The 18,996-nt window shown below is 74.8% G+C and carries 17 protein-coding genes and 1 pseudogene; 9 read left to right on the plus strand and 9 right to left on the minus strand.

Annotated elements, in window-relative coordinates:
- Position 1 precedes the first annotated feature (1 nt).
- The 3 genes from OO47_RS18570 to OO47_RS38610 all read left to right on the plus strand — a co-directional run bounded on the left by OO47_RS18570 (position 2) and on the right by OO47_RS38610 (position 5,097).
- Positions 2-2,866, plus strand: coding sequence for a DEAD/DEAH box helicase (locus OO47_RS18570; protein ID WP_030205273.1), 2,865 nt, complete (start codon positions 2-4; stop codon positions 2,864-2,866).
- A complete protein-coding gene (locus tag OO47_RS18575) occupies positions 2,863-4,131 on the plus strand; it encodes an SWIM zinc finger family protein (RefSeq protein WP_030205272.1) in 1,269 nt (422 codons plus the stop codon). Before OO47_RS18570 ends, OO47_RS18575 begins: the two co-directional genes overlap by 4 nt.
- A gap of 162 nt (positions 4,132-4,293) precedes the next feature.
- Positions 4,294-5,097, plus strand: coding sequence for a chaplin (locus OO47_RS38610; protein ID WP_030205271.1), 804 nt, complete (start codon positions 4,294-4,296; stop codon positions 5,095-5,097).
- Positions 5,098-5,144: 47 nt separating this feature from the next.
- Here the strand turns inward: OO47_RS38610 and OO47_RS18585 are convergent, their stop codons facing one another.
- From OO47_RS18585 to OO47_RS18595, 3 genes are all read right to left on the minus strand, one after another.
- The gene (locus OO47_RS18585; protein ID WP_030205269.1) at positions 5,145-5,822 is read right to left on the minus strand and encodes a DUF2293 domain-containing protein; all 678 of its coding nucleotides are present in this window, start codon (positions 5,820-5,822) and stop codon (positions 5,145-5,147) included.
- A 23-nt stretch (positions 5,823-5,845) separates the two neighbouring features.
- Positions 5,846-6,304: a hypothetical protein gene (locus OO47_RS18590; protein WP_030205267.1), complete on the minus strand. Its 459-nt coding sequence runs from the start codon at positions 6,302-6,304 to the stop codon at positions 5,846-5,848.
- A 103-nt stretch (positions 6,305-6,407) separates the two neighbouring features.
- Positions 6,408-7,619, minus strand: a complete 1,212-nt coding sequence (locus tag OO47_RS18595; RefSeq protein WP_030205265.1) for a pyridoxal phosphate-dependent aminotransferase — start codon at positions 7,617-7,619, stop codon at positions 6,408-6,410.
- 100 nt (positions 7,620-7,719) lie between these two features.
- Here OO47_RS18595 and OO47_RS18600 point away from each other — a divergent pair, with 100 nt between their 5' ends.
- Complete coding sequence (locus OO47_RS18600; RefSeq protein ID WP_234323224.1) at positions 7,720-8,442, plus strand: winged helix-turn-helix transcriptional regulator; 723 nt, start codon at positions 7,720-7,722, stop codon at positions 8,440-8,442.
- Here OO47_RS18600 and OO47_RS18605 read toward each other — a convergent pair.
- Together OO47_RS18605 and OO47_RS18610 are read right to left on the minus strand one after the other, a co-directional pair.
- Entirely contained in the window at positions 8,432-8,788 is a 357-nt protein-coding gene (locus OO47_RS18605; RefSeq protein WP_030205261.1) for a MerR family transcriptional regulator, read from the minus strand. The genes OO47_RS18600 and OO47_RS18605 overlap by 11 nt on opposite strands.
- A gap of 48 nt (positions 8,789-8,836) precedes the next feature.
- Positions 8,837-9,589 (minus strand): SDR family NAD(P)-dependent oxidoreductase, encoded by a 753-nt coding sequence (locus OO47_RS18610; protein WP_030205259.1) that lies wholly within the window; start codon positions 9,587-9,589, stop codon positions 8,837-8,839.
- A 43-nt stretch (positions 9,590-9,632) separates the two neighbouring features.
- Here OO47_RS18610 and OO47_RS34040 point away from each other — a divergent pair, with 43 nt between their 5' ends.
- Both OO47_RS34040 and OO47_RS18620 read left to right on the plus strand, forming a co-directional pair.
- Positions 9,633-10,106, plus strand: coding sequence for a hypothetical protein (locus OO47_RS34040; RefSeq protein WP_051715139.1), 474 nt, complete (start codon positions 9,633-9,635; stop codon positions 10,104-10,106).
- Between the two features lie 4 nt (positions 10,107-10,110).
- Positions 10,111-10,746 (plus strand): nucleoside/nucleotide kinase family protein, encoded by a 636-nt coding sequence (locus OO47_RS18620; RefSeq protein ID WP_030205256.1) that lies wholly within the window; start codon positions 10,111-10,113, stop codon positions 10,744-10,746.
- 21 nt (positions 10,747-10,767) lie between these two features.
- Here OO47_RS18620 and OO47_RS18625 read toward each other — a convergent pair whose 3' ends face one another.
- Positions 10,768-11,694, minus strand: coding sequence for a carbohydrate kinase family protein (locus OO47_RS18625; protein ID WP_030205254.1), 927 nt, complete (start codon positions 11,692-11,694; stop codon positions 10,768-10,770).
- 161 nt (positions 11,695-11,855) lie between these two features.
- Positions 11,856-12,758, minus strand: a pseudogene (locus OO47_RS18630) (pseudouridine-5'-phosphate glycosidase); the annotation flags it as partial.
- Positions 12,759-13,022: 264 nt separating this feature from the next.
- On the opposite strand from OO47_RS18630, the gene OO47_RS18635 reads away from it, so the two are divergent.
- Positions 13,023-13,379, plus strand: coding sequence for a cupin domain-containing protein (locus tag OO47_RS18635; RefSeq protein ID WP_030205248.1), 357 nt, complete (start codon positions 13,023-13,025; stop codon positions 13,377-13,379).
- Positions 13,380-13,525: 146 nt separating this feature from the next.
- On the opposite strand, the gene OO47_RS18640 is transcribed toward OO47_RS18635, so the two are convergent.
- Together OO47_RS18640 and OO47_RS18645 are read right to left on the minus strand one after the other, a co-directional pair.
- Positions 13,526-14,854: an MFS transporter gene (locus OO47_RS18640; protein ID WP_030205245.1), complete on the minus strand. Its 1,329-nt coding sequence runs from the start codon at positions 14,852-14,854 to the stop codon at positions 13,526-13,528.
- 180 nt (positions 14,855-15,034) lie between these two features.
- Complete coding sequence (locus tag OO47_RS18645; protein WP_078489740.1) at positions 15,035-15,625, minus strand: methylated-DNA--[protein]-cysteine S-methyltransferase; 591 nt, start codon at positions 15,623-15,625, stop codon at positions 15,035-15,037.
- Between the two features lie 229 nt (positions 15,626-15,854).
- Between OO47_RS18645 and OO47_RS18650 the strand changes: the two genes are divergently transcribed.
- Both OO47_RS18650 and uvrB read left to right on the plus strand, forming a co-directional pair.
- Complete coding sequence (locus OO47_RS18650; protein WP_030205240.1) at positions 15,855-16,760, plus strand: MHYT domain-containing protein; 906 nt, start codon at positions 15,855-15,857, stop codon at positions 16,758-16,760.
- Between the two features lie 71 nt (positions 16,761-16,831).
- Positions 16,832-18,961 carry an excinuclease ABC subunit UvrB gene (uvrB, locus tag OO47_RS18655; protein WP_030205235.1) on the plus strand — a complete coding sequence of 710 codons (2,130 nt, stop codon included), beginning with the start codon at positions 16,832-16,834 and terminating at the stop codon, positions 18,959-18,961.
- The last annotated feature ends 35 nt before the right edge of the window (positions 18,962-18,996 follow it).

An 18,996-nucleotide genomic window follows, 5' to 3' on the forward strand; every position in this document is an offset into this window, starting at 1 on the left:
CGTGACACACACCTGGACCACCGGTGCCGCCGTCTTCCTGCCCGCCGCCCTTCCCCGTGAGGGCCGGGTCGCCTTCTGGGCCCCCGACGGCGGCGCGCTGCCGGACCCGGAGACGGTGCCCGGCGCGGAGCGCGTCGCGCTGACCGTCGCCCGGCGGCACGGCGGCGGCGCCCGGAGCCGCGAGGTCCCCGCCGTCACGCTCCCCGTCGAGGCCGCCCTGCCCCACCTCGTCGCCGCCCGGCACCACCCGGCCGCCCACCCCGCCACCGCCGGCTGGGGCGCCGCCACCCTGCACGCCCTCCACCTGGCCGCCCGGGGACGGCTCCTGCCCGGCCTGACCGCCGACGACCTGGACGCCTGGCGGGCCGGACCCCTGGACGCCGACGACATCGCCCACCTGCGAGCCGTCGCCGCCGCCCTGCCGGCCGAGGCGTACGCCGTCCCCGTCCCCGCTCCCGGCCGCGGACCGCTGCGCCTTCCCGATCCCGAAGCCCTCGTCCGCGCCTTCCTCGACGCCGTCGCCGACACCCTGCCCCGCACCCCGGCCGCCGCCCACGCGGTCGGGGCGCCGTTCGCCGCCCGCGCCCCGCAGCACCTGCCCCGCGCGCGTGCCTGGGCCGCCGAGGCGGCGGCCGGGATGGACGCCGGGGTCCGGGTCTCGCTCCGCCTCGACCTGTCGGCGTACGAACTCTTCGACGTCGGCGCCTCCGAGGAGGGGGGCGACGGAAAGGGCGGCGGCGAGCGCCACGCCGCCGCCGCGCTCCTCCAGGTCCACAGCCTCGCCGACCCCACCCTCGTCATCGACGCCACCGCCCTGTGGGCGGGGGAGGGCGAGCACTTCGGCCCCCGCGCCCGGATCGACGCCGTCCTCGCCCTGCGCCGCGCCGCCCGGGTCTGGCCCCCGCTCGCCCGGCTCCTGGAGCGGGACGTTCCCGACGTCCTCGCCGTCACCGAGGACGAGCTGTACGAGCTGCTCGGCCCCGCCGCCGCCCGGCTCGCCGACGCCGGGGTCGCCGTCCACTGGCCGCGCGAGCTGGCCCGCTCGCTCAGCGCCTCCGCCGTCGTCCGCCCGGCGCTCGCCGCGCCCGGCTCCGCGACCGACGGCACCTCCTTCTTCGACAGCGAGGAGCTGCTGCGCTTCGACTGGCAGCTGGCCCTCGACGGCGACCCGCTCACCGAGCGCGAGATGGACCTCCTCGCCGAGGCCCACCGGCCCGTCGTGCGCCTGCGCGACCAGTGGGTCGTCGTCGACCCCGACCTGGTCCGCAAGGCCCGCAAGCGGGAGCTCGGCCTGCTCGAACCGGTCGACGCCCTCGGCGTCGCCCTCACCGGCACCGCCGAGGTGGACGGCGAGACCGTCCCCGCCGTCCCCGTCGGCGCGCTCGCCGCCCTCCGCGACCGACTCCTGGCCGGCCCCGAGGACGTACAGGCCCCGCCCGGCCTCACCGCCACCCTGCGCGACTACCAGCTCCGCGGCCTCGCCTGGCTCGACCTGATGACCTCCCTCGGCCTCGGCGGCTGCCTCGCCGACGACATGGGCCTCGGCAAGACCGTCACCCTCATCGCCCTCCACCTGCGCCGCGCCCGCCGCGCCCCCACCCTCGTCGTCTGCCCGGCGTCCCTGCTCGGCAACTGGCAGCGGGAAGTACGGAAGTTCGCCCCCGACGTGCCCGTGCGGCGCTTCCACGGCGCCGACCGGGACCTGGACGGCACCGAAAGCGGCTTCGTCCTCACCACCTACGGCACCCTGCGCACCAGCGCCGCCCGACTGGCCGCGCACGAGTGGGGGATGGTCGTCGCCGACGAGGCGCAGCACGTCAAGAACCCGTTCTCCGCGACCGCCAGGGCGCTGCGCGAGATCCCCGCGCCCGCCAGGGTCGCCCTGACCGGCACCCCCGTCGAGAACAACCTCTCCGAGCTGTGGGCCCTCCTCGACTGGACCACCCCCGGGCTCCTCGGGCCGCTCAAGGCCTTCCGTTCCCGGCACGCCAGGGCCGTGGAGAACCACGAGGAGATCGAGCACGACGAGGCCGTCGAGCGGCTCGCCCGGCTCGTCCGGCCCTTCCTGCTGCGCCGCCGCAAGTCCGACCCCGGCGTCGTCCCCGAGCTGCCGCCCAAGACGGAGTCCGACCACCCCGTCCCCCTCACCCGCGAGCAGGCCTCCCTCTACGAGGCGACCGTCCGCGAGACCATGGCGCGGATCGAGGAGTCCGAGGGCATGGCACGGCGCGGCCTCGTCATGAAGCTGCTGACCTCCCTCAAGCAGATCTGCAACCACCCCGCGCAGTTCCTCAGGGAGGAGGCCCCGCGCGGTCCCGGCACCGCCCGCCTCGCCGGCCGCTCCGGGAAGCTCGCCCTCCTCGACGAACTCCTCGACACGATCCTCGCCGAGGACGGATCCGTGCTCGTCTTCACCCAGTACGTGGCGATGGCCCGGCTCCTCGCCGACCACCTGGCCGCACGCGGCGTCCCCGCCCAACTCCTGCACGGCGGCACCCCGGTGGCCGAGCGCGAGCGGATGGTCGACCGCTTCCAGGACGGCGAGGTCCCCGTCTTCCTGCTCTCCCTGAAGGCCGCCGGCACCGGCCTCAACCTCACCCGGGCCGGCCACGTGATCCACTACGACCGCTGGTGGAACCCGGCCGTCGAGGAGCAGGCCACCGACCGCGCCTACCGCATCGGCCAGACCCAGCCGGTGCAGGTCCACCGGCTGATCGCCGAGGGCACGGTCGAGGACCGGATCTCCGAGATGCTCCGCGCCAAGCGGGCCCTGGCCGACGCCGTCCTCGGCTCCGGCGAGGCCGCCCTCACCGAACTCACCGACCGGGAGCTCGCCGACCTGGTGTCCCTGAGGAGGCCCTCGTGAACCGTGCCCGGGCCGCGCTCGGCACCGTCGCCCGCCACGACGACCGCCGCCGCTCCTTCCCGCAGGTCGCGCCCCGCGAGGCCCCCGACGGGCGGTTCGCCGCCACCTGGTGGGGGAACGCCTGGGTCGACGCCCTGGAGGACATCGCCCTCGACCCGGCCCGGCTCGCCCGCGGCAAGACCTACGCGGGACGCGGCCACGTCGACGCGATCACGGTCACCCCCGGCCGGGTCGTCGCCTACGTCCACGGCAGCCGGCCCCGCCCGTACCGCACCGAGATCAGGATGCGGACCCTCGGCGACGACGGCTGGGAGGAGTTCCTCGACGGGGCCACCGCGCGCCCCGACCACATCGCCGCCCTCCTCGACAAGGACGTGCCGCACGCCCTGGAGGCGGTCGCCGGGCTGCTCCCCGCGCCGGGCGACCTCGTCCCCGACTGCTCCTGCCCGGACGACGGCCACCCCTGCAAGCACGCCGCCGCCCTCTGCTACCAGGCCGCGCGGCTCCTCGACGAGGACCCGTTCGTCCTCTTCCTGATGCGCGGCCGCGGGGAGCAGGAGCTGCTCGCCGAACTGACCCGGCGCAACGCGGCCCGGTCCGCCGCCGAGGCGGGCGCCGCCGCGCCGCCGATGCCCACCGTCCCCGCCCGCACCGCCCTCGACGCCACCGGGGCCGGACTCCTGCCGCTGCCCGCCCCGCTGCCGTTCCCCGACCGGCCCGGCCGCCCGGCCGTCTTCCCCCCCGACCCCGACGCCCCCGATCCGCTCGCGCTCGACCTCCTCGCCACCGAGGCCGCCGCCCGCGCCCACGCGTTCCTCACCACCGGTCTCGACCCGGTCGCCGCCCTCACCCCCTGGCAGGACGCGGTCCGGCTCGCCGCCGTGCACCCCGGCTCCGGCCTCACCGCCTCCACCCGCGCGCTCTACCGCGACCTGGCCCGCGCCCTCGACCGCACCCCCACGGACCTGGCCCGCGCCGTCGCCGCCTGGCGGCAGGGCGGCGCCGAGGGCCTCGCGGTCCTGGAGGAGCCCTGGGACCCGCCGGCGGGCCCGTTCGACCGGGCCAGACCCGCGCTGCTCGCCGCCGGCCTCCCCGCCTTCCGCCCCTGGCGCAACCGCCTCTCCGGCAGGTCCCTCCAGCTCCGTCTGGGCCGGGACGGCCTCTGGTACGGCTACGAGTCGGACGCCGACCGCGAGGACTGGTGGCCGCGCGGCGACCCCGACCACGACCCGGTCGACACGCTCGACGGCCTCCTCGGACGCTGATCCCGCGCTCGGCCCGGCGGACGAACCCGCGGGCCGTCCACACTCGAACAGGTCCCACTCGTTGGGGTGAAACCCTCCGGGGGCCGGATCCGGCGCGCACGTCCGCCGCGTTGATTCGGGTACGGGCAACTGCCCGTGCACACCTCCGGAAGGCAGGAAGCCATGAGGCAGATTCGCCGAAGTGGTCTGGCCACACTGTTGGTCACGGGCGGGGCGCTCGCCCTCTCGGCGGGCGCCGCGCACGCCGACGCCGGCGCCCAGGGCGCCGCGGTCGGTTCGCCGGGAGTCGGTTCCGGCAACACGGTTCAGCTGCCGGTGCACGTCCCGGTCAACGTCTGCGGCAACACGGTCAACGTCGTCGGGCTGCTCAACCCGGCCTTCGGCAACAGCTGCGCCAACGTCTCGGACGAGCCGACGGGTTACGGATCGGACGACGACGGCCGCTCCCACTCCCACAAGGACCAGCCCGGCACCCCGCGCGGCGGAGAGCAGGCCGGCGGTTCCCAGGGGGGCGGTTCCCAGAGCGGCGGCTCCTCCAACGGCGGCGGCTCCACCGCCGAGAGCCACGCCGCGGGCTCGCCCGGCGTCCTCTCCGGGAACGGCCTCCAGCTCCCCGTCGACGTCCCCGTGAACGTCAGCGGGAACTCGGTCAACGTGGTCGGCATCGGCAACCCGTCCTTCGGCAACACCGCGGTCAACGGCCCCGCGAAGCCGCCCCAGCCGATCGAGACGCCGACGCCGCGCCCGCAGACCCCCGTGCGGAACATCCCCCCGGCCCCGCAGACCGTGCCGCCCGCCCCCGTGCCCGCTCCGGCCCCCGCGGCGCAGGGCGAGACGGGCGAGGCCGCGCTGGCCCACACCGGTTCGTCGGACGGCATCGGCTACGCCGCCTCGGGAAGCGCCGCGCTGCTCCTCGGCGGCGCCCTGCTGTACCGCCGCGCGCGCCGCGCCGGGGACCGGGCCTGAGGGAACGTCCCGCGCGGCGGGACCGGCGCCCACTGACGCCCGAGCCGTCAGCCGCGCGCGTCCCCGCCGTCGCCGCGCCAGGCCCGGAGCACCGCCTCGATGGCGGGAGCCACCCTCGTCCGGGCCTGGTGGCGGGGCACCCCCTGCATCAGCAGGGTGTCGTACGGGGTGTCCACGTGCCGTACGCCGGCCCGTACCGCGGCGGTCACCGCACCGCGGTCGAGCGAGCGGCCCGCGGCCGTGCGCCCCACCCGCCCACTGCCCTTCGCCGAGGCGTGGGCGGCGATCTCCCCGGCCCGGTCCGCCGGGCAGGACGGGAAGAGCCGCAGGATCTCCGCCCGGAGGGCCGCGGTGACCTCGGCGTCGAGGACCGCGCGCCGCTCCGCGTCCCGGACCCGCCGCCTGGCGCGCGCCTCCGCGTCCGCCAGGCAGGCGCGCTCTGCCGCCGCCAGCGCCGCCTCCTCGACGAGGAGGCCCTGCCGCTCGTACCGGGTGCGGCGCCGGTTGTGCCGTACCACCACCGCCCAGAGGGTGCTGCCCTCGCGGGCGCGCCGGGTGAGGGCCGTGGAGCCCCGGGGCAGGAAGACCAGGTGCCCGAGGTCGGCGCAGTCCAGGCAGACCGGCGCGTTGAACTCGAGGATCATCCGCTCCAGCGGCCCCCGGTGGCACTCCGAGCAGCGGCGGCGCTTGAGCGGTTCGACGACGACCGGTGCGACCAGGTCCATGCCCGTCCCCGTCCCCGCCGCCGTCAGCGGACGCCGGGCGCGGCGGCGGCGACGAACAGGGCGAGGGCCTCCTTCGCCTGCTCGGAGCGGCGGGCGCGGTCCGCGGTCCCCACCGCCTCGTGCATGCAGTGGGTCTCCTCGAAGGCCTTCTCCGCCAGGCGCCGGGTCTCGGGGTCGTCGCACACCAACTGCACGCGGAAGAGGGCCTGCCGGGCGGCGGTGCGCTGCCGGTAGGAGGCGTAGCGGGACTCCTCGGCCTCCTCCGAGCCGGGCTCCTCGGCGGCCCGGAACCAGCGGTCGTTCTGGCTGTGCCGGTAGTCGACGACCGCGCCGGCGAAGGCGCTGTAGGTCGCGATCCGCTCCTGCCGGAGCTGCTCGGACCGGGCGAGCGCGGCCGTGCGCTCGGTGGCCCGCCCCTGGAACCAGTGGGTGAAGACGACACCCAGCAGGGTTCCCGCCACGGCTATCAGTGCGGCGTCCATGACCGGCCGCCCTCCCGTTTCCCTCGACCGTCCGACCCCTTGATCATGACAGCCGGGAGGGCTCGCGTCACGGCCCGTGTCCGTACCCGCGTACCCGCGTCCATTACTGCCGGTATCCGCTCAGGAAGCGGCCGATGCGGCTGATCGCGGCGTCGAGGTCGTCGGCGTACGGCAGGGTGAGGATGCGGAAGTGGTCCGGGCGCGGCCAGTTGAAGCCGGTGCCCTGGACGACCTGGATCTTCTCCCGGAGCAGCAGGTCGAGGACGAACTTCTCGTCGTCGTGGATCCTGTGCACGGCCGGGTCGAGGCGCGGGAAGGCGTACAGGGCGCCCTTCGGCTTCACGCAGGAGACGCCGGGGATCTCGTTGAGCCTCTCCCAGGCGCGGTCGCGCTGTTCGCGCAGCCTGCCGCCCGGGGCGGTCAGCTCGTGGATCGACTGGCGGCCGCCGAGTGCGGCCTGGATGGCGTACTGGGCCGGGGCGTTGGGGCACAGGCGCATGGAGGCCAGCATGGTCAGGCCCTCCAGGTAGTTCGCGGCGTGTCGCTTCGGGCCGGTGACGACCAGCCAGCCGGAGCGGAAGCCCGCCACCCGGTAGGTCTTGGAGAGGCCGCCGAAGGTGAGGATCACCAGGTCGTCGGCGAGGGAGGCGGCGGGGTGGTGGACGGCGTCGTCGTAGACGATCCGGTCGTAGATCTCGTCGGCGAGGACCATCAGGCCGTGGCGGCGGGCGAGGTCGAGGATGCCCTCGACGATCTCCTTCGGATAGACCGCGCCGGTGGGGTTGTTGGGGTTGATGACGACCACGGCCCGGGTCCGGTCGGTGATCTTCGACGCCATGTCGTCCAGGTCGGGGTACCAGTCGGCCGACTCGTCGCAGAGGTAGTGCACGGCCTTGCCGCCCGCGAGGGTGGTGGCGGCGGTCCAGAGCGGGAAGTCGGGGGCGGGGATCAGGACCTCGTCGCCGTCCTCCAGGAGGGCCTGCACGGCCATGGAGACCAGTTCGGAGACGCCGTTGCCGAGGAAGACGTCGTCCACGTCGACCTCGGGGAGGCCCATCTCCTGGTAGCGCTGGGCCACCGCGCGGCGGGCGGAGAGGATGCCGCGCGAGTCGGTGTAGCCGTGGGCCTTGGGGAGCATCCGGATCATGTCCTGGACGATCTCCTCGGGCGCCTCGAAGCCGAAGAGGGCCGGGTTGCCCGTGTTGAGGCGCAGGACGCTGTGGCCCGCCTCCTCCAGGGCGTTGGCGTGCTCGATCACCGGGCCGCGGATCTCGTAGCAGACCTCGTTCAGCTTGCTCGACTGCCGGAACTCCATGTCCGACCTCCCCAGTTCCCGGAACCAGCACCGCTCGTTGCTGCTTGGTTTTACCAAGTTGGAGCTTGGAAAGTCCAACGACATGTCTAGACTGCGTCGCATGCCACGTCAGTCACGCCGCAGCTACGACCAGCACTGCGCCGCCGCGCGCGCCCTCGACCTCGTCGGCGACCGCTGGACCCTGCTCGTCGTCCGTGAACTCCTCGCCGGGCCGCGCCGCTACACCGACCTCCACGCCGATCTGCCCGGCGTCAGTACGGACATGCTGGCCGGCCGCCTCAAGGACATGGAGGGCGCCGGACTCGTCACCCGCCGCCGACTGCCCCCGCCCGCCTCGGCGTCCGTGTACGAACTCACCCCGCGCGGCCGTGACCTGCTGCCCGTCCTGCGCGCCCTCGCCGCGTGGGGCGCGCCCGACCTGGGAGAGCCGCGCCCGACCGACGCCGTGCGCGCGCACTGGTACGCGATCCCGCTCCTCGGAGCGCTCGCGGAGCTGGGCGCGGGGACCGTCCAGGTCACCCTGGACGAGGGGGAGTTCCACGTACGGGTCGGGGCCGACGGGGACGTGGCGTACGGGGACGGCCCGGCGGAGGCGCCCGGCGCCCGGCTGCGGACCGACGCGGCGACGTGCCGGGCGCTCGCGGGCGGGGAGTTGACACTCGCCGAGGCGGTGGCGTCGGGACGGGCGGAACTCGAAGGGGCGGGGACGGGGTCCGCACTCGAAGGGACGGGGGCGGGGACGGAGCGCGAAGGGGCGGGGACGGGGTCGGAGCGCGAAGGGGCGAAGCCGGTCTCGATCGCGGCCCCCGGCCTCACGTCCTGACGGACTCCGCCTCCAGGGCCTTCGCCAGGCGGTCGCGGGCCGCGGTCTGCGCCGCGATCCGCGCGTCGAGCACGGCCAGCCGCTCGCGGGCGATCTCCAGGCCGCGGGCGGACGGCGGGGCCGAGGGCATGTCCCCGTCCAGGCAGGAGCGGAAGGCGGACACGTCGTCCAGGGTGAGCCCGGCGTTCAGCAGGTACCGGACGTTCGCCACCCGCGTGACGGCGCCCTCCTCGTACACCCGGTAGCCGTTGGCCGCCCGGGACGACGTGAGCAGACCCGCCTGCTCGTAGTGCCGCAGGGCCCGGGCCGACACCCCGGTCAGCCGGGCCAGTTCGCCGATGCGCAAGGGCGCCACCTCCCCGCACAGTCGTACCACGGCCCGGCGGCCGGTCGTTCAGAAGACCAGCGCGCCCCCGTCGACGGGCAGCACCGCGCCGGTCGTGAAGGAGGCTTCGGGCGCGGCGAGGGAGGTGATCGCCCACGCGACCTCCTCGGGCCTGCCGAGCCGCCCCATCGGAACGTGCGCGAGCTGCCAGGCCCGCACCTTTTCCGATTCTTCCGGGGTCAGGCCCGTGTGCAGGCCGATCGGGGTGTCGACCGGTCCGGGGGCGACCGCCACCACCCGGACCCCGGCCGGCGCGAGCTCCACCGCCCAGCAGCGGGTCAGCGTCTCCAGGGCGCTCTTGGTCGCCGGATAGAGGGAGTTGGCGGGCCAGCCGCGCTGCCCGACGGTCGTCGACACGTTCACCACCACGCCCCGGGACTCCCGGAGGGCGGGGACGGCGGCCCGGGTGAGCAGGACCGGGGCGACGAGGTTCGTCTCCAGGAGCGGGACGATCACGGAGCGGTCGAGGGTGCCGAGCGGGCCGCCCGTGGCGATCCCGGCGTTGTTGACGAGGACGTCGAGGCGGCCGTGGGCGTCCAGGGAGGCCCGGACGATCTCCTCGGCTGCGCCCTCCGCCGTGACGTCGGCGGCGAACGGGTGGATCCCGGGCCGGCCCCCGGCGGTCTCCCGCAACGGCCCCTCCCTGCGGCCGACGGCGACGACGGTCGCCCCCTGTCCGGCGAAGGCCCGTGCGGTGGCCCGGCCGATGCCGGTGCCCGCACCCGTGACGACGACGACCCTGGCGGGTGTGGTGGTGTCCATGAATCCGATGGTCGAACGCTGACGCCAATGGCAAGGTCAAGCCATGACACCGCACGAACTGTGGACGGCCCTGCCCCAGGAAGCGCGCGAGCGCGTGGACGCCTTCGTCGTGCGGCGGATGAGGGTGCACGCGGTCAAGGAGATGAGGGACGCCGGTCTCGTGCCCCGGCCCGGCCTGTACGACTGCGCCGACCTCGCCGCCGTACGCACGCAGATCCTCGCCGACCGGCTCGTACCGCTGCCGCCCCAGGACGTGGACGCCCTCGCCGGAAAGGCTGCCGCGCTGCCCGAGCCGCCCGTCGCCCTGGAACTGGAGTGGGACGGCGACACGCAGGGCTGGATCCTTGTGCTCGCTGCCGCCCTCACGGGTCCGGCCGGGCGCCCGCTCCCCTTGGCACAGTGGCAGCAGGCCACCTGGACGGAACCCCTCACCACCGCACGGGCCCTCGCCGACCGGCTCGGCGTGCCGCTGCGCGGCCCCGGTGACGACGGTCCGCCGTGCGTACGGGCAGAGTGAGGGCATGCGGTACGAGGCGATCACCTGGGACCGGCTGGCGGAGGCGCTCGCCGGACACGTCGACGCGTCCGCCCCCGGCGACGGCGGCACATGGCTCAAGGTCGGCATCGACGGGCCGCCCGCCGCGCCCGGCGCCGAACTCGCCGCCGCGCTGGCCGAGGCCCTGCGGGCGCGCGGGCGCCCCGTCCACCTGGCGGGCACGGACGGCTTCCTGCGACCCGCGTCCCTCCGGTACGAGTACGGCAAGCAGGACCCCGACGCGTACTACGGCGGATGGACCGACACCGGCGCCCTGTGGCGGGAGGTCTTCGGCCCGCTGGAGCCCGGCGGCACCGGGCGCGTACTGCCCGACCTGTGGGACCCGGCCACGGACCGCGCCACCCGCAGCCCGTACGTCACGCTGCCGCCCGGCGGCGTTCTCGTCCTGCACGGCCCCTTCCTGCTCGGCCACTGGTTCCCCTTCGACCTCGCCGTGCACCTGCGGCTCTCGCCCGCCGCCCTCGCCCGGCGCACGGAGGAGCCCTGGACGCTTCCCGCCTTCGCCCGGTACGAGACGGAGGTCGACCCGGCCGGGACGGCGGACGTCGTCGTGCGTGCCGACGACCCGCGCCACCCGGCCTGGACGGGGCTCGGGCGGTAGGCGCCCCGGACCTGCCGCCCCTCAGGAGGCCGATCGGCCGTCCGTCGGCGGCACCGGTGGTCTGCCGCCCACCGCCGTGACCGCCTCCGCACCCGCCCCGCACCCCGCCTCCGCCGCCTTCGCCGGGTCCGCACCCGCGAGCCGGGCCGCCAGGAACGCCCCGGTGAACGCGTCGCCCGCGCCCGTCGAGTCCACCGGCCGCACCCGGGGCGCCGCCACCCGCGCGGTGACCCCGCCGTCCTCGGCGACCAGCGCGCCCGCAGCCCCGAGGGTGACCACGACCAGCGGGAAGCGCCGGCTCAACTCCGCCGCAGCCCGCTCCGGGTCGGCGTGTCCGGTGAGCACCCGGGCCTCGTCGGCGTTGGGCAGCAGCACCTCGGCCCCCTCCGCGGCGGCCAGGAACCGGTCGGTGCCCAGCGCCGCCAGGAACCCCGCCGAAGCCGGGTCGACGCTCACCGCGACCCCCGCCTCCCCGGCGTCCCGCAGCGCCCGCCGGGCCGCCCCGCGGCTCGGACCGGCGAAGAACAGGTACCCCGAGAGGTGCAGCCGGGCCACGCCGTCGAGCAGTTCCGGACACCAGTCGGCGGGGGAGAGGCGCAACGCGGCACCGCTGTCGGTCAGGAAGGTGCGCTCCGCCGAGGCGTCCACGAGCGCGATGACGGTGGCCGTCGCCGCCTCCGCGTCCCGGACGAGCAGGGGACGCACGCCCGCCGCCCGCAGCGCCCGCTCGTGCCAGTCGGCCGCGTCCGTCCCCACCCGGCCGAGCAGCCGCACCTCCCCGGCGCCGGAACGCACCGCCCAGCAGGCCGCGTTGGCCCCCGCGCCGCCCGGCAGGGTCCGGATCTCCGCCGCCGTGTCCGTGGCCGGCGCGAGCGGGGTCCCGTGCCGGGCCACGACGTCCGTGACCACGTCCCCGACGACGAGCAGCGCCCGCCCGGCCCGGTTCACCGGCGGCCCGCGCCGTGCGCCCCCGTACCCGCCTCCCCGCCCTGCGCCTCCGCACCCACCTCTCCGGCGTGCGCCTCCGTGCCGCTCTCCCCGTCGTACGCCTCCGTACCGTGCCTTACCCCGCGCGTGCCGCCGCCCGCTCCTCCCGCGCCGGACATGCCCGCCCCGTACGCCCTCGCGATCCTCGCCGCCAGCCGCACGTTCCCCCGTATCGCCGCCAGGTTGGCCTCCAGGGACGCACCCTCCGTGTGGACCGTCAGGTATTCGAGCAGGAACGGCGTCACCGCCTGGCCCGTGACGCCCTTCTCCTTCGCCGCCGCCAGGCCGTCCGCGAGCACCCGGTCGTGCAGCACGGGGTCCAACTGCTCGGCCTCCGGAACCGGGTTGGCCACGACGAGCGCCGCCCGGGGGCCTTCGAGGCCGTCCTGCGCGCGCATCACCGCCGCCACCTCCTCCGGCGTCCGCAGGGTCCAGTCGACGGGCTCGCCCGAGGAGGAGAGGTAGAAACCGGGGAAGTGCTCCGTGCCGTACCCGACGACCGTCACCCCCAGCGTCTCCAGGCGCTGGAGCGTCGCGGGCACGTCGAGGATCGACTTGACCCCGGCGCAGACGACGGCGGTGCCGACCCGTGCGAGCAGCCGCAGGTCGGCGGACTCGTCCTGCGTCTCGGTCCACGCGCGGTGCACCCCGCCGAGGCCGCCCGTCGCGAACACGCGGACGCCCGCCGCGTCCGCCAGCCAGGCCGTCGCCGAGACCGTCGTCGCGCCGGTCGCGCCCGTCGCCAGGGCGGGGGCCAGGTCGCGGTGGCCCAGCTTCCGCACCGTCGGGTCCTCGGCGATCCGTATCAGCGCCGCCTCGTCCAGGCCCACCCTGGCCCTGCCGTCCACCACGGCGACCGTGGCGGGGACGGCGCCCCCGGCCCGTACCAACTCCTCCAGCTCACGGGCCACCGCGAGGTTGCGCGGGCGCGGCAGGCCGTGGGCGACGAGCGTCGACTCCAGGGCGACGACGGGACGGCCCTCGTGGAGCGCTTCCCGTACCTCTTCGGACACGTGTGTGGACATGCCTCATTCCTGGCGCACCCGCGAACCCCGCAAACCTTGTTGGCGACCTCCTGCCAGTTCCTCCGGAAGCCCCTGCGGAATCCGTCACGGACCGCCCCCGGTCACCGCCCCGGACCGTCGCGACGCCCTTGCGCCGCCGCCCCGGAGCGTCGGTGCGGATTCCGTCGACAGCGTCGGCCCCGGGCATCGTCCCTGGTGGGAGCCGTGCCCTTCATGTGGTCCCGCCCTCGGACGACCCCGGGATCCCCGCTACAGTCACCGCCCATGACGACACATGACCTGCCCTCCTTCGCCGTCCACATCCCCGACGCGGAGCTCGAAGCGGAGCCGCTCGACCCCGCCCAGATCGTCTCCGGCACGCCCGAGGTGACGGGCAAGGTGCTGTGGGAGTCCGCCGACGGCAAGCAGGTGCGCGGCATCTGGCAGATCACGCCCGGCGTCGTCACCGACACCGAGGCCAACGAGCTGTTCGTGGTGGTCTCCGGGCGGGCGACCGTCGCCGTCGAGGGCGGGGACACCCTGGAGATCGGCCCCGGCGACGCCTGCGTGCTGCGCGAGGGCGACCGGACCACCTGGACCGTCCACGAGACCCTGCGCAAGGCGTACCACATCAGCCTCTGAGACGTCCGGGAGCCGGAGTCTGGTGGGAAACCTTCCGATCCGCTGGTACCCCCGGCCTACGGCACGGGCGCCCCGCGTCGCCGCGCCGCCGGAGCCTCATCCCCGGCGGCACCGCGCTGACGGAACGTCCCTCGCGGAAGACCCGTTCAGGCCTTCTTGAGGACGCCTCGCAGGGCGAGCGCCGCCATCGGAAGGAGCAGACAGGCGGCGATCGCGTTCAGCGGCCCGTAGCCCGCCCGGGAGACGATCAGGCCCGCCACGAGACCGCCGACCCCTGCGGCCGTGTTCATGATGAAGTCGGACAGCCCCTGGGCGGCGGCCCGGGCGGCCTGCGGCACCGAGTCCGTGAGCAGCGCCGAACCGGACACGAGCCCCGCCGACCAGCCCAGGCCGAGGACGAAGAGCCCCAGGGCGACCCGGCCGTGGCTCGGCCCCGCCGTGCCCGCGACGAGCGCCGCCGCGCCGATGAGGCCGACCGCGAGCCCGATCACCGAAAGGCGCCCCAGCCGGTCGGAGAGCCGGCCCATCAGCGGGGAGAAGGCGTACATGCCCGCGATGTGCCCGCTGATGACGAGGCCGATCAGCTCGATGTCCGCACCGTGGTGGGTGAGCGCCACCGGGGTCATCGACATGATCGACACCATGGCGGTGTGCGAGCCCGCGACGGTGACCAGGGCGAGGCGGGCCCGCGGGGACTCCCGTACCGCCCGCATTCCGGCCCGCAGGGAGCGGCTCTCGACCGCCTCCTTCCCGCCCGGGTCCGCGTCGGTCAGCGCGCGGGCGGTGAGGAGCGGGTCCGGGCGGAGGAGCAGGGCCACCACGGCCGCCGCGACCACGAAGACTCCGGCCGCCCAGACGAAGGGTCCCGCCGTGGCCGGTACGCCCAGGCCCGCGACGCTCTTCCCGGCGGGCGCCGCGATGTTCGGCCCGAGCACCGCCCCGATCGTGGTCGCCCACACCACCGTGGAGATCGCCCGGGCCCGGTGGTCCGGCTCGGCCAGGTCGGCCGCGGCGAAACGGGCCGCCAGGTTGGCCGAGGAACCGGCGCCGAAGCCGACGAGCCCGGCGAGCAGCAGGGCGAAGCTCCCGACGACCGCCCCGAGCACCACCACACCGGCGCCCACGGCCCCGAGCAGATACGCGAGGACGAGCCCCGCCCGGCGCCCCCGCGAGGCCATCAGGGCGGCCAGCGGCATGGCGAGCAGCGCGGGTCCGGCCACCGTCGCCGTCGACGCCAGACCGGCCAGCGCCTCGGTGCCGCCGACCTCCGTGGCCAGGACGGCGGCGAGCGCGACCCCGATGGCGATCCCGAGGCCGCCGAGGATCTGGGTGGCGATCAGCACGGCCTGGACGCGCCGACGCAGCGCCGGCAGCTCGGCGGTGGTGACGGAGGTGGAGGCGGAGCCGGTTGCGGGGCCGGGGCCGGGTATGTGGCCGGGCAGAGCGGAGTCAGGGGCGCCGGGGGTCTGGGTCACTTACGAGAGTGTGCCAGCCGTCCCACCTGATGGGAACGTCCCCACCTTCGGCGCGACCCTCGGAACAAACGCCTCCGTCCCCGGCACGGCTCCCGCGGCAAACCTCCGCCCCACCGCGCCCCCGGAACGAACGCCCCCGCCCCGCCACGTCCCCCGGAACGAACGTCCCCGCCGCGCCCCTCAGAACAACGGCGCCGGCAGCACGCCCTCAAGCTCCAGCAGCCGCCGTTTGGTCTCCAGGCCGCCTCCGAAGCCGCCGAGCCCCCCGTCGCTCTCCACCACCCGGTGGCACGGCACCACCACCGGCAGCGGATTGGAACCCATCGCCGCCCCCACCGCCTGTGCGGCGCCCGGCTGCCCCACGCGCCTGGCCAGCTCCCCGTACCCGACGACCGTCCCGTACGGGACGCCGGTCGCCAGCTCGCGCAGCACCTGCCGGTTGAACCCGCTCGTCAGGCTCCAGTCCAGCGGCAGGTCGAGCGCGTCCGGAGCGCCCGCGAAGTACCGCTCCAGCCGGCGTATCGGCTCCGCGAGCAGCCCCGACGCGCACTCCACCGGCTCCGCGCCCAGCCGGGCCCCCAACCGTTCGAGCATCTGTTCCCGTCGTGCCGCGTCCGCGTGGAACTCGACCCGCACGAGCCCCCGCCCGGTCGCCGCCAGGAAGAGCGGCCCGACGGCGCTCCCCACGACCGCCCACTCCACCGGGACGGCCCGCTCCCGGCCCTCCGCCCCCGCCGCCGGACCCGTCTCCGGCACCGCTTCGATGTCCATGCCGACCACGCTACGACCCCCCACCGACAACCCGGTCACGGCCGCGGGGAACCGCCCGGGACCGCCACCGAGATCACGGACCGGTCTCGCTCCGGACTCACGGAGGGAGAATCCCCGGTCACATGGTCGCCGCGACTTCCGCGCGCCATAATCTCGCCCCGGGGAGTAAAAGGCGGCGGGACCGACTGTTTTCGGCCGACGTCGCACCAGGGGTGGAGGGCACACGCTCATGCAGGGCACGGTCGACGGATTCAGCTACGGGCTCGTCACTCCGGTGGCCTCCTTCCTCATGGCCTGCCTCGGCGGCGCCCTCGGCCTGAGGTGCACCACCAGATCCCTCCGCCACCGCGACACCTTCAAGGCGGGCTGGCTCGTCCTCGGCGCCACCTCGATCGGCACCGGCATCTGGACCATGCACTTCATCGCCATGATGGGCTTCTCGGTCCAGCAGGCCCCGGTCGACTACGACCGGCCCATCACCTTCGCCAGCCTGGGCGTCGCCATCCTCATGGTCGGCATCGGCATCCTCATCGTCGGATACCGCGGGGCGACCGCCCTCACCCTGGTCACCGGCGGCACCATCACCGGCCTCGGCATCGCCACCATGCACTACCTCGGCATGGCCGGCATGCGCCTCCACGGGCGCGTCGAGTACGACACCGCGACCGTGGCCCTCTCCGTGGTCATCGCCGTCGTGGCCGCCACCACGGCCCTCTGGGCGGCCGTCTCCGTGCATGGATTTCTGGCCAGTCTCGGCGCGAGCCTGGTGATGGGCGTCGCCGTCAGTGGTATGCACTACACCGCCATGGCCGCCGTCACCGTCCACCTGAACGGAGCCGCGGTCCCCGCCGCCTCCACCGCGCCCGCCGCCTCGCTGCTCCTGCCGATGCTGATCGGCCCGGCCGTCTTCCTCATCCTCGCCGCCGTCGTCGTCATGTTCGACCCGCTGCTCGTGATGGGCGACCCCGAGTGGCGGCGGACCCCCGTCCGGGCCGTGCACCGCCCCGGCGTGCCCGCCCCGCGCCACGTGCCGACCCACTACGGAGTGCCCGCCGGCCGGTCGGCCCGCCCCGCCCGCCGCGCCACCCGCAGGGCCGCCGCGGTCCACGGCGTGCACCGCTCCCAGGACTGGTGAGGAGGCACCCGGCGGCCGGGCGGTGAGCCGATCACCGCCCGAGTGTCAGTGCCGGGTCGTACGGTGGTTGCATGCGGCCCGTTTCCAAGATCGAACGTACGGTGGCGCCCTTCGAGGTCGTCAGCTCCTACCAGCCCAGCGGTGACCAGCCGACGGCCATCGCCGACCTCGAGCGGCGGATCCGCGCGGGCGAGAAGGACGTCGTGCTCCTCGGTGCCACCGGCACCGGCAAGTCGGCGACCACCGCCTGGATGATCGAGAAGCTCCAGCGCCCCACCCTGGTGATGGCGCCGAACAAGACGCTGGCCGCCCAGCTGGCGAACGAGTTCCGCGAGCTCCTGCCCAACAACGCCGTCGAGTACTTCGTCTCGTACTACGACTACTACCAGCCCGAGGCGTACGTCCCGCAGTCGGACACCTACATCGAGAAGGACTCCTCGATCAACGAGGAGGTGGAGCGGCTCCGCCACTCCGCGACGAACTCCCTGCTCACCCGCCGGGACGTGGTGGTCGTCGCCTCCGTCTCCTGCATCTACGGCCTCGGCACCCCCCAGGAGTACGTGGACCGGATGGTCCCGCTCAAGGTCGGCGAGGAGATCGACCGCGACCAGCTCCTCCGCCGCTTCGTCGACATCCAGTACACCCGGAACGACCTGGCGTTCACCCGCGGCACCTTCCGGGTCCGCGGCGACACCATCGAGATCTTCCCGGTGTACGAGGAGCTGGCCGTCCGCATCGAGATGTTCGGCGACGAGATCGAGGCCCTCTCCACCCTCCACCCGCTCACCGGCGAGGTCATCAGCGAGGACGAACAGCTGTACGTCTTCCCGGCCAGCCACTACGTGGCGGGACCCGAGCGCATGGAGCGCGCGGTCAACGACATCGAGCGCGAGCTGGAGGGCCGCCTCGCCGAGCTGGACAAGCAGGGCAAGCACCTGGAGTCCCAGCGGCTGCGCATGCGGACCACGTACGACATCGAGATGATGCGCCAGATCGGCTCCTGCTCCGGCATCGAGAACTACTCGATGCACTTCGACGGACGCGAGCCCGGCTCCGCGCCCAACACGCTCCTGGACTACTTCCCCGAGGACTTCCTGCTCGTCATCGACGAGTCCCACGTGACCGTGCCGCAGATCGGCGCCATGTACGAGGGCGACGCCTCCCGCAAGCGGACCCTGGTCGACCACGGCTTCCGGCTCCCGTCGGCCCTCGACAACCGCCCGCTGAAGTGGGAGGAGTTCCAGGAGCGGATCGGCCAGACCGTCTACCTCTCCGCGACCCCCGGCACGTACGAGCTCTCGCGCGGCGACGGCTTCGTCGAGCAGATCATCCGCCCCACCGGCCTCGTCGACCCCGAGGTCGTCGTCAAGCCCACCGAGGGCCAGATCGACGACCTGGTCCACGAGATCCGGCTGCGCACCGAGCGGGACGAGCGGGTCCTCGTCACCACCCTCACCAAGAAGATGGCCGAGGACCTCACCGACTACTTCCTGGAGCTCGGCATCCAGGTGCGCTACCTGCACAGCGACGTCGACACCCTGCGCCGCATCGAGCTGCTGCGCGAGCTGCGCGCCGGAGAGTACGACGTCCTGGTCGGCATCAACCTCCTCCGGGAGGGCCTCGACCTCCCCGAGGTGTCCCTGGTCGCCATCCTGGACGCCGACAAGCAGGGCTTCCTGCGCTCCGGGACCTCCCTCATCCAGACGATCGGCCGTGCCGCGCGGAACGTCTCGGGCCAGGTCCACATGTACGCGGACCGGATCACCCCGGCGATGGAGCAGGCCATCGACGAGACCAACCGGCGCCGCGAGAAGCAGATCGCGTACAACACGGAGCACGGCATCGACCCGCAGCCGCTCCGCAAGAAGATCAGCGACATCGCGGCGACCATCGCGCGCGAGGAGATCGACACCGAGGAACTGCTCGGCACCGGCTACCGGCAGGAGAAGGAGGGCAAGGGAGCCAAGGCCCCCGTCCCCTCGCTCGCCGCGCACGCGCCCAAGGGCCGGGGCGGGGCCGGCTCCACGGTCGAGCTCGGCGACCGGCCCGCCACCGAACTGGCCGCGATCATCGAGGACATGACGAACCGGATGCGCGCCGCCGCCGTGGAGCTCCAGTTCGAGGTGGCCGCCCGGCTCCGCGACGAGGTGGGAGAGCTGAAGAAGGAGTTGCGCCAGATGAAGGAGGCGGGCCTCGCCTGACCGCGGGCGGCCCGGTGTGTTGCAAGACCGACACA

The sequence above is a fragment of the Streptomyces bikiniensis genome (genome assembly GCF_000716625.1).
GTDB lineage: Bacteria > Actinomycetota > Actinomycetes > Streptomycetales > Streptomycetaceae > Streptomyces > Streptomyces bikiniensis.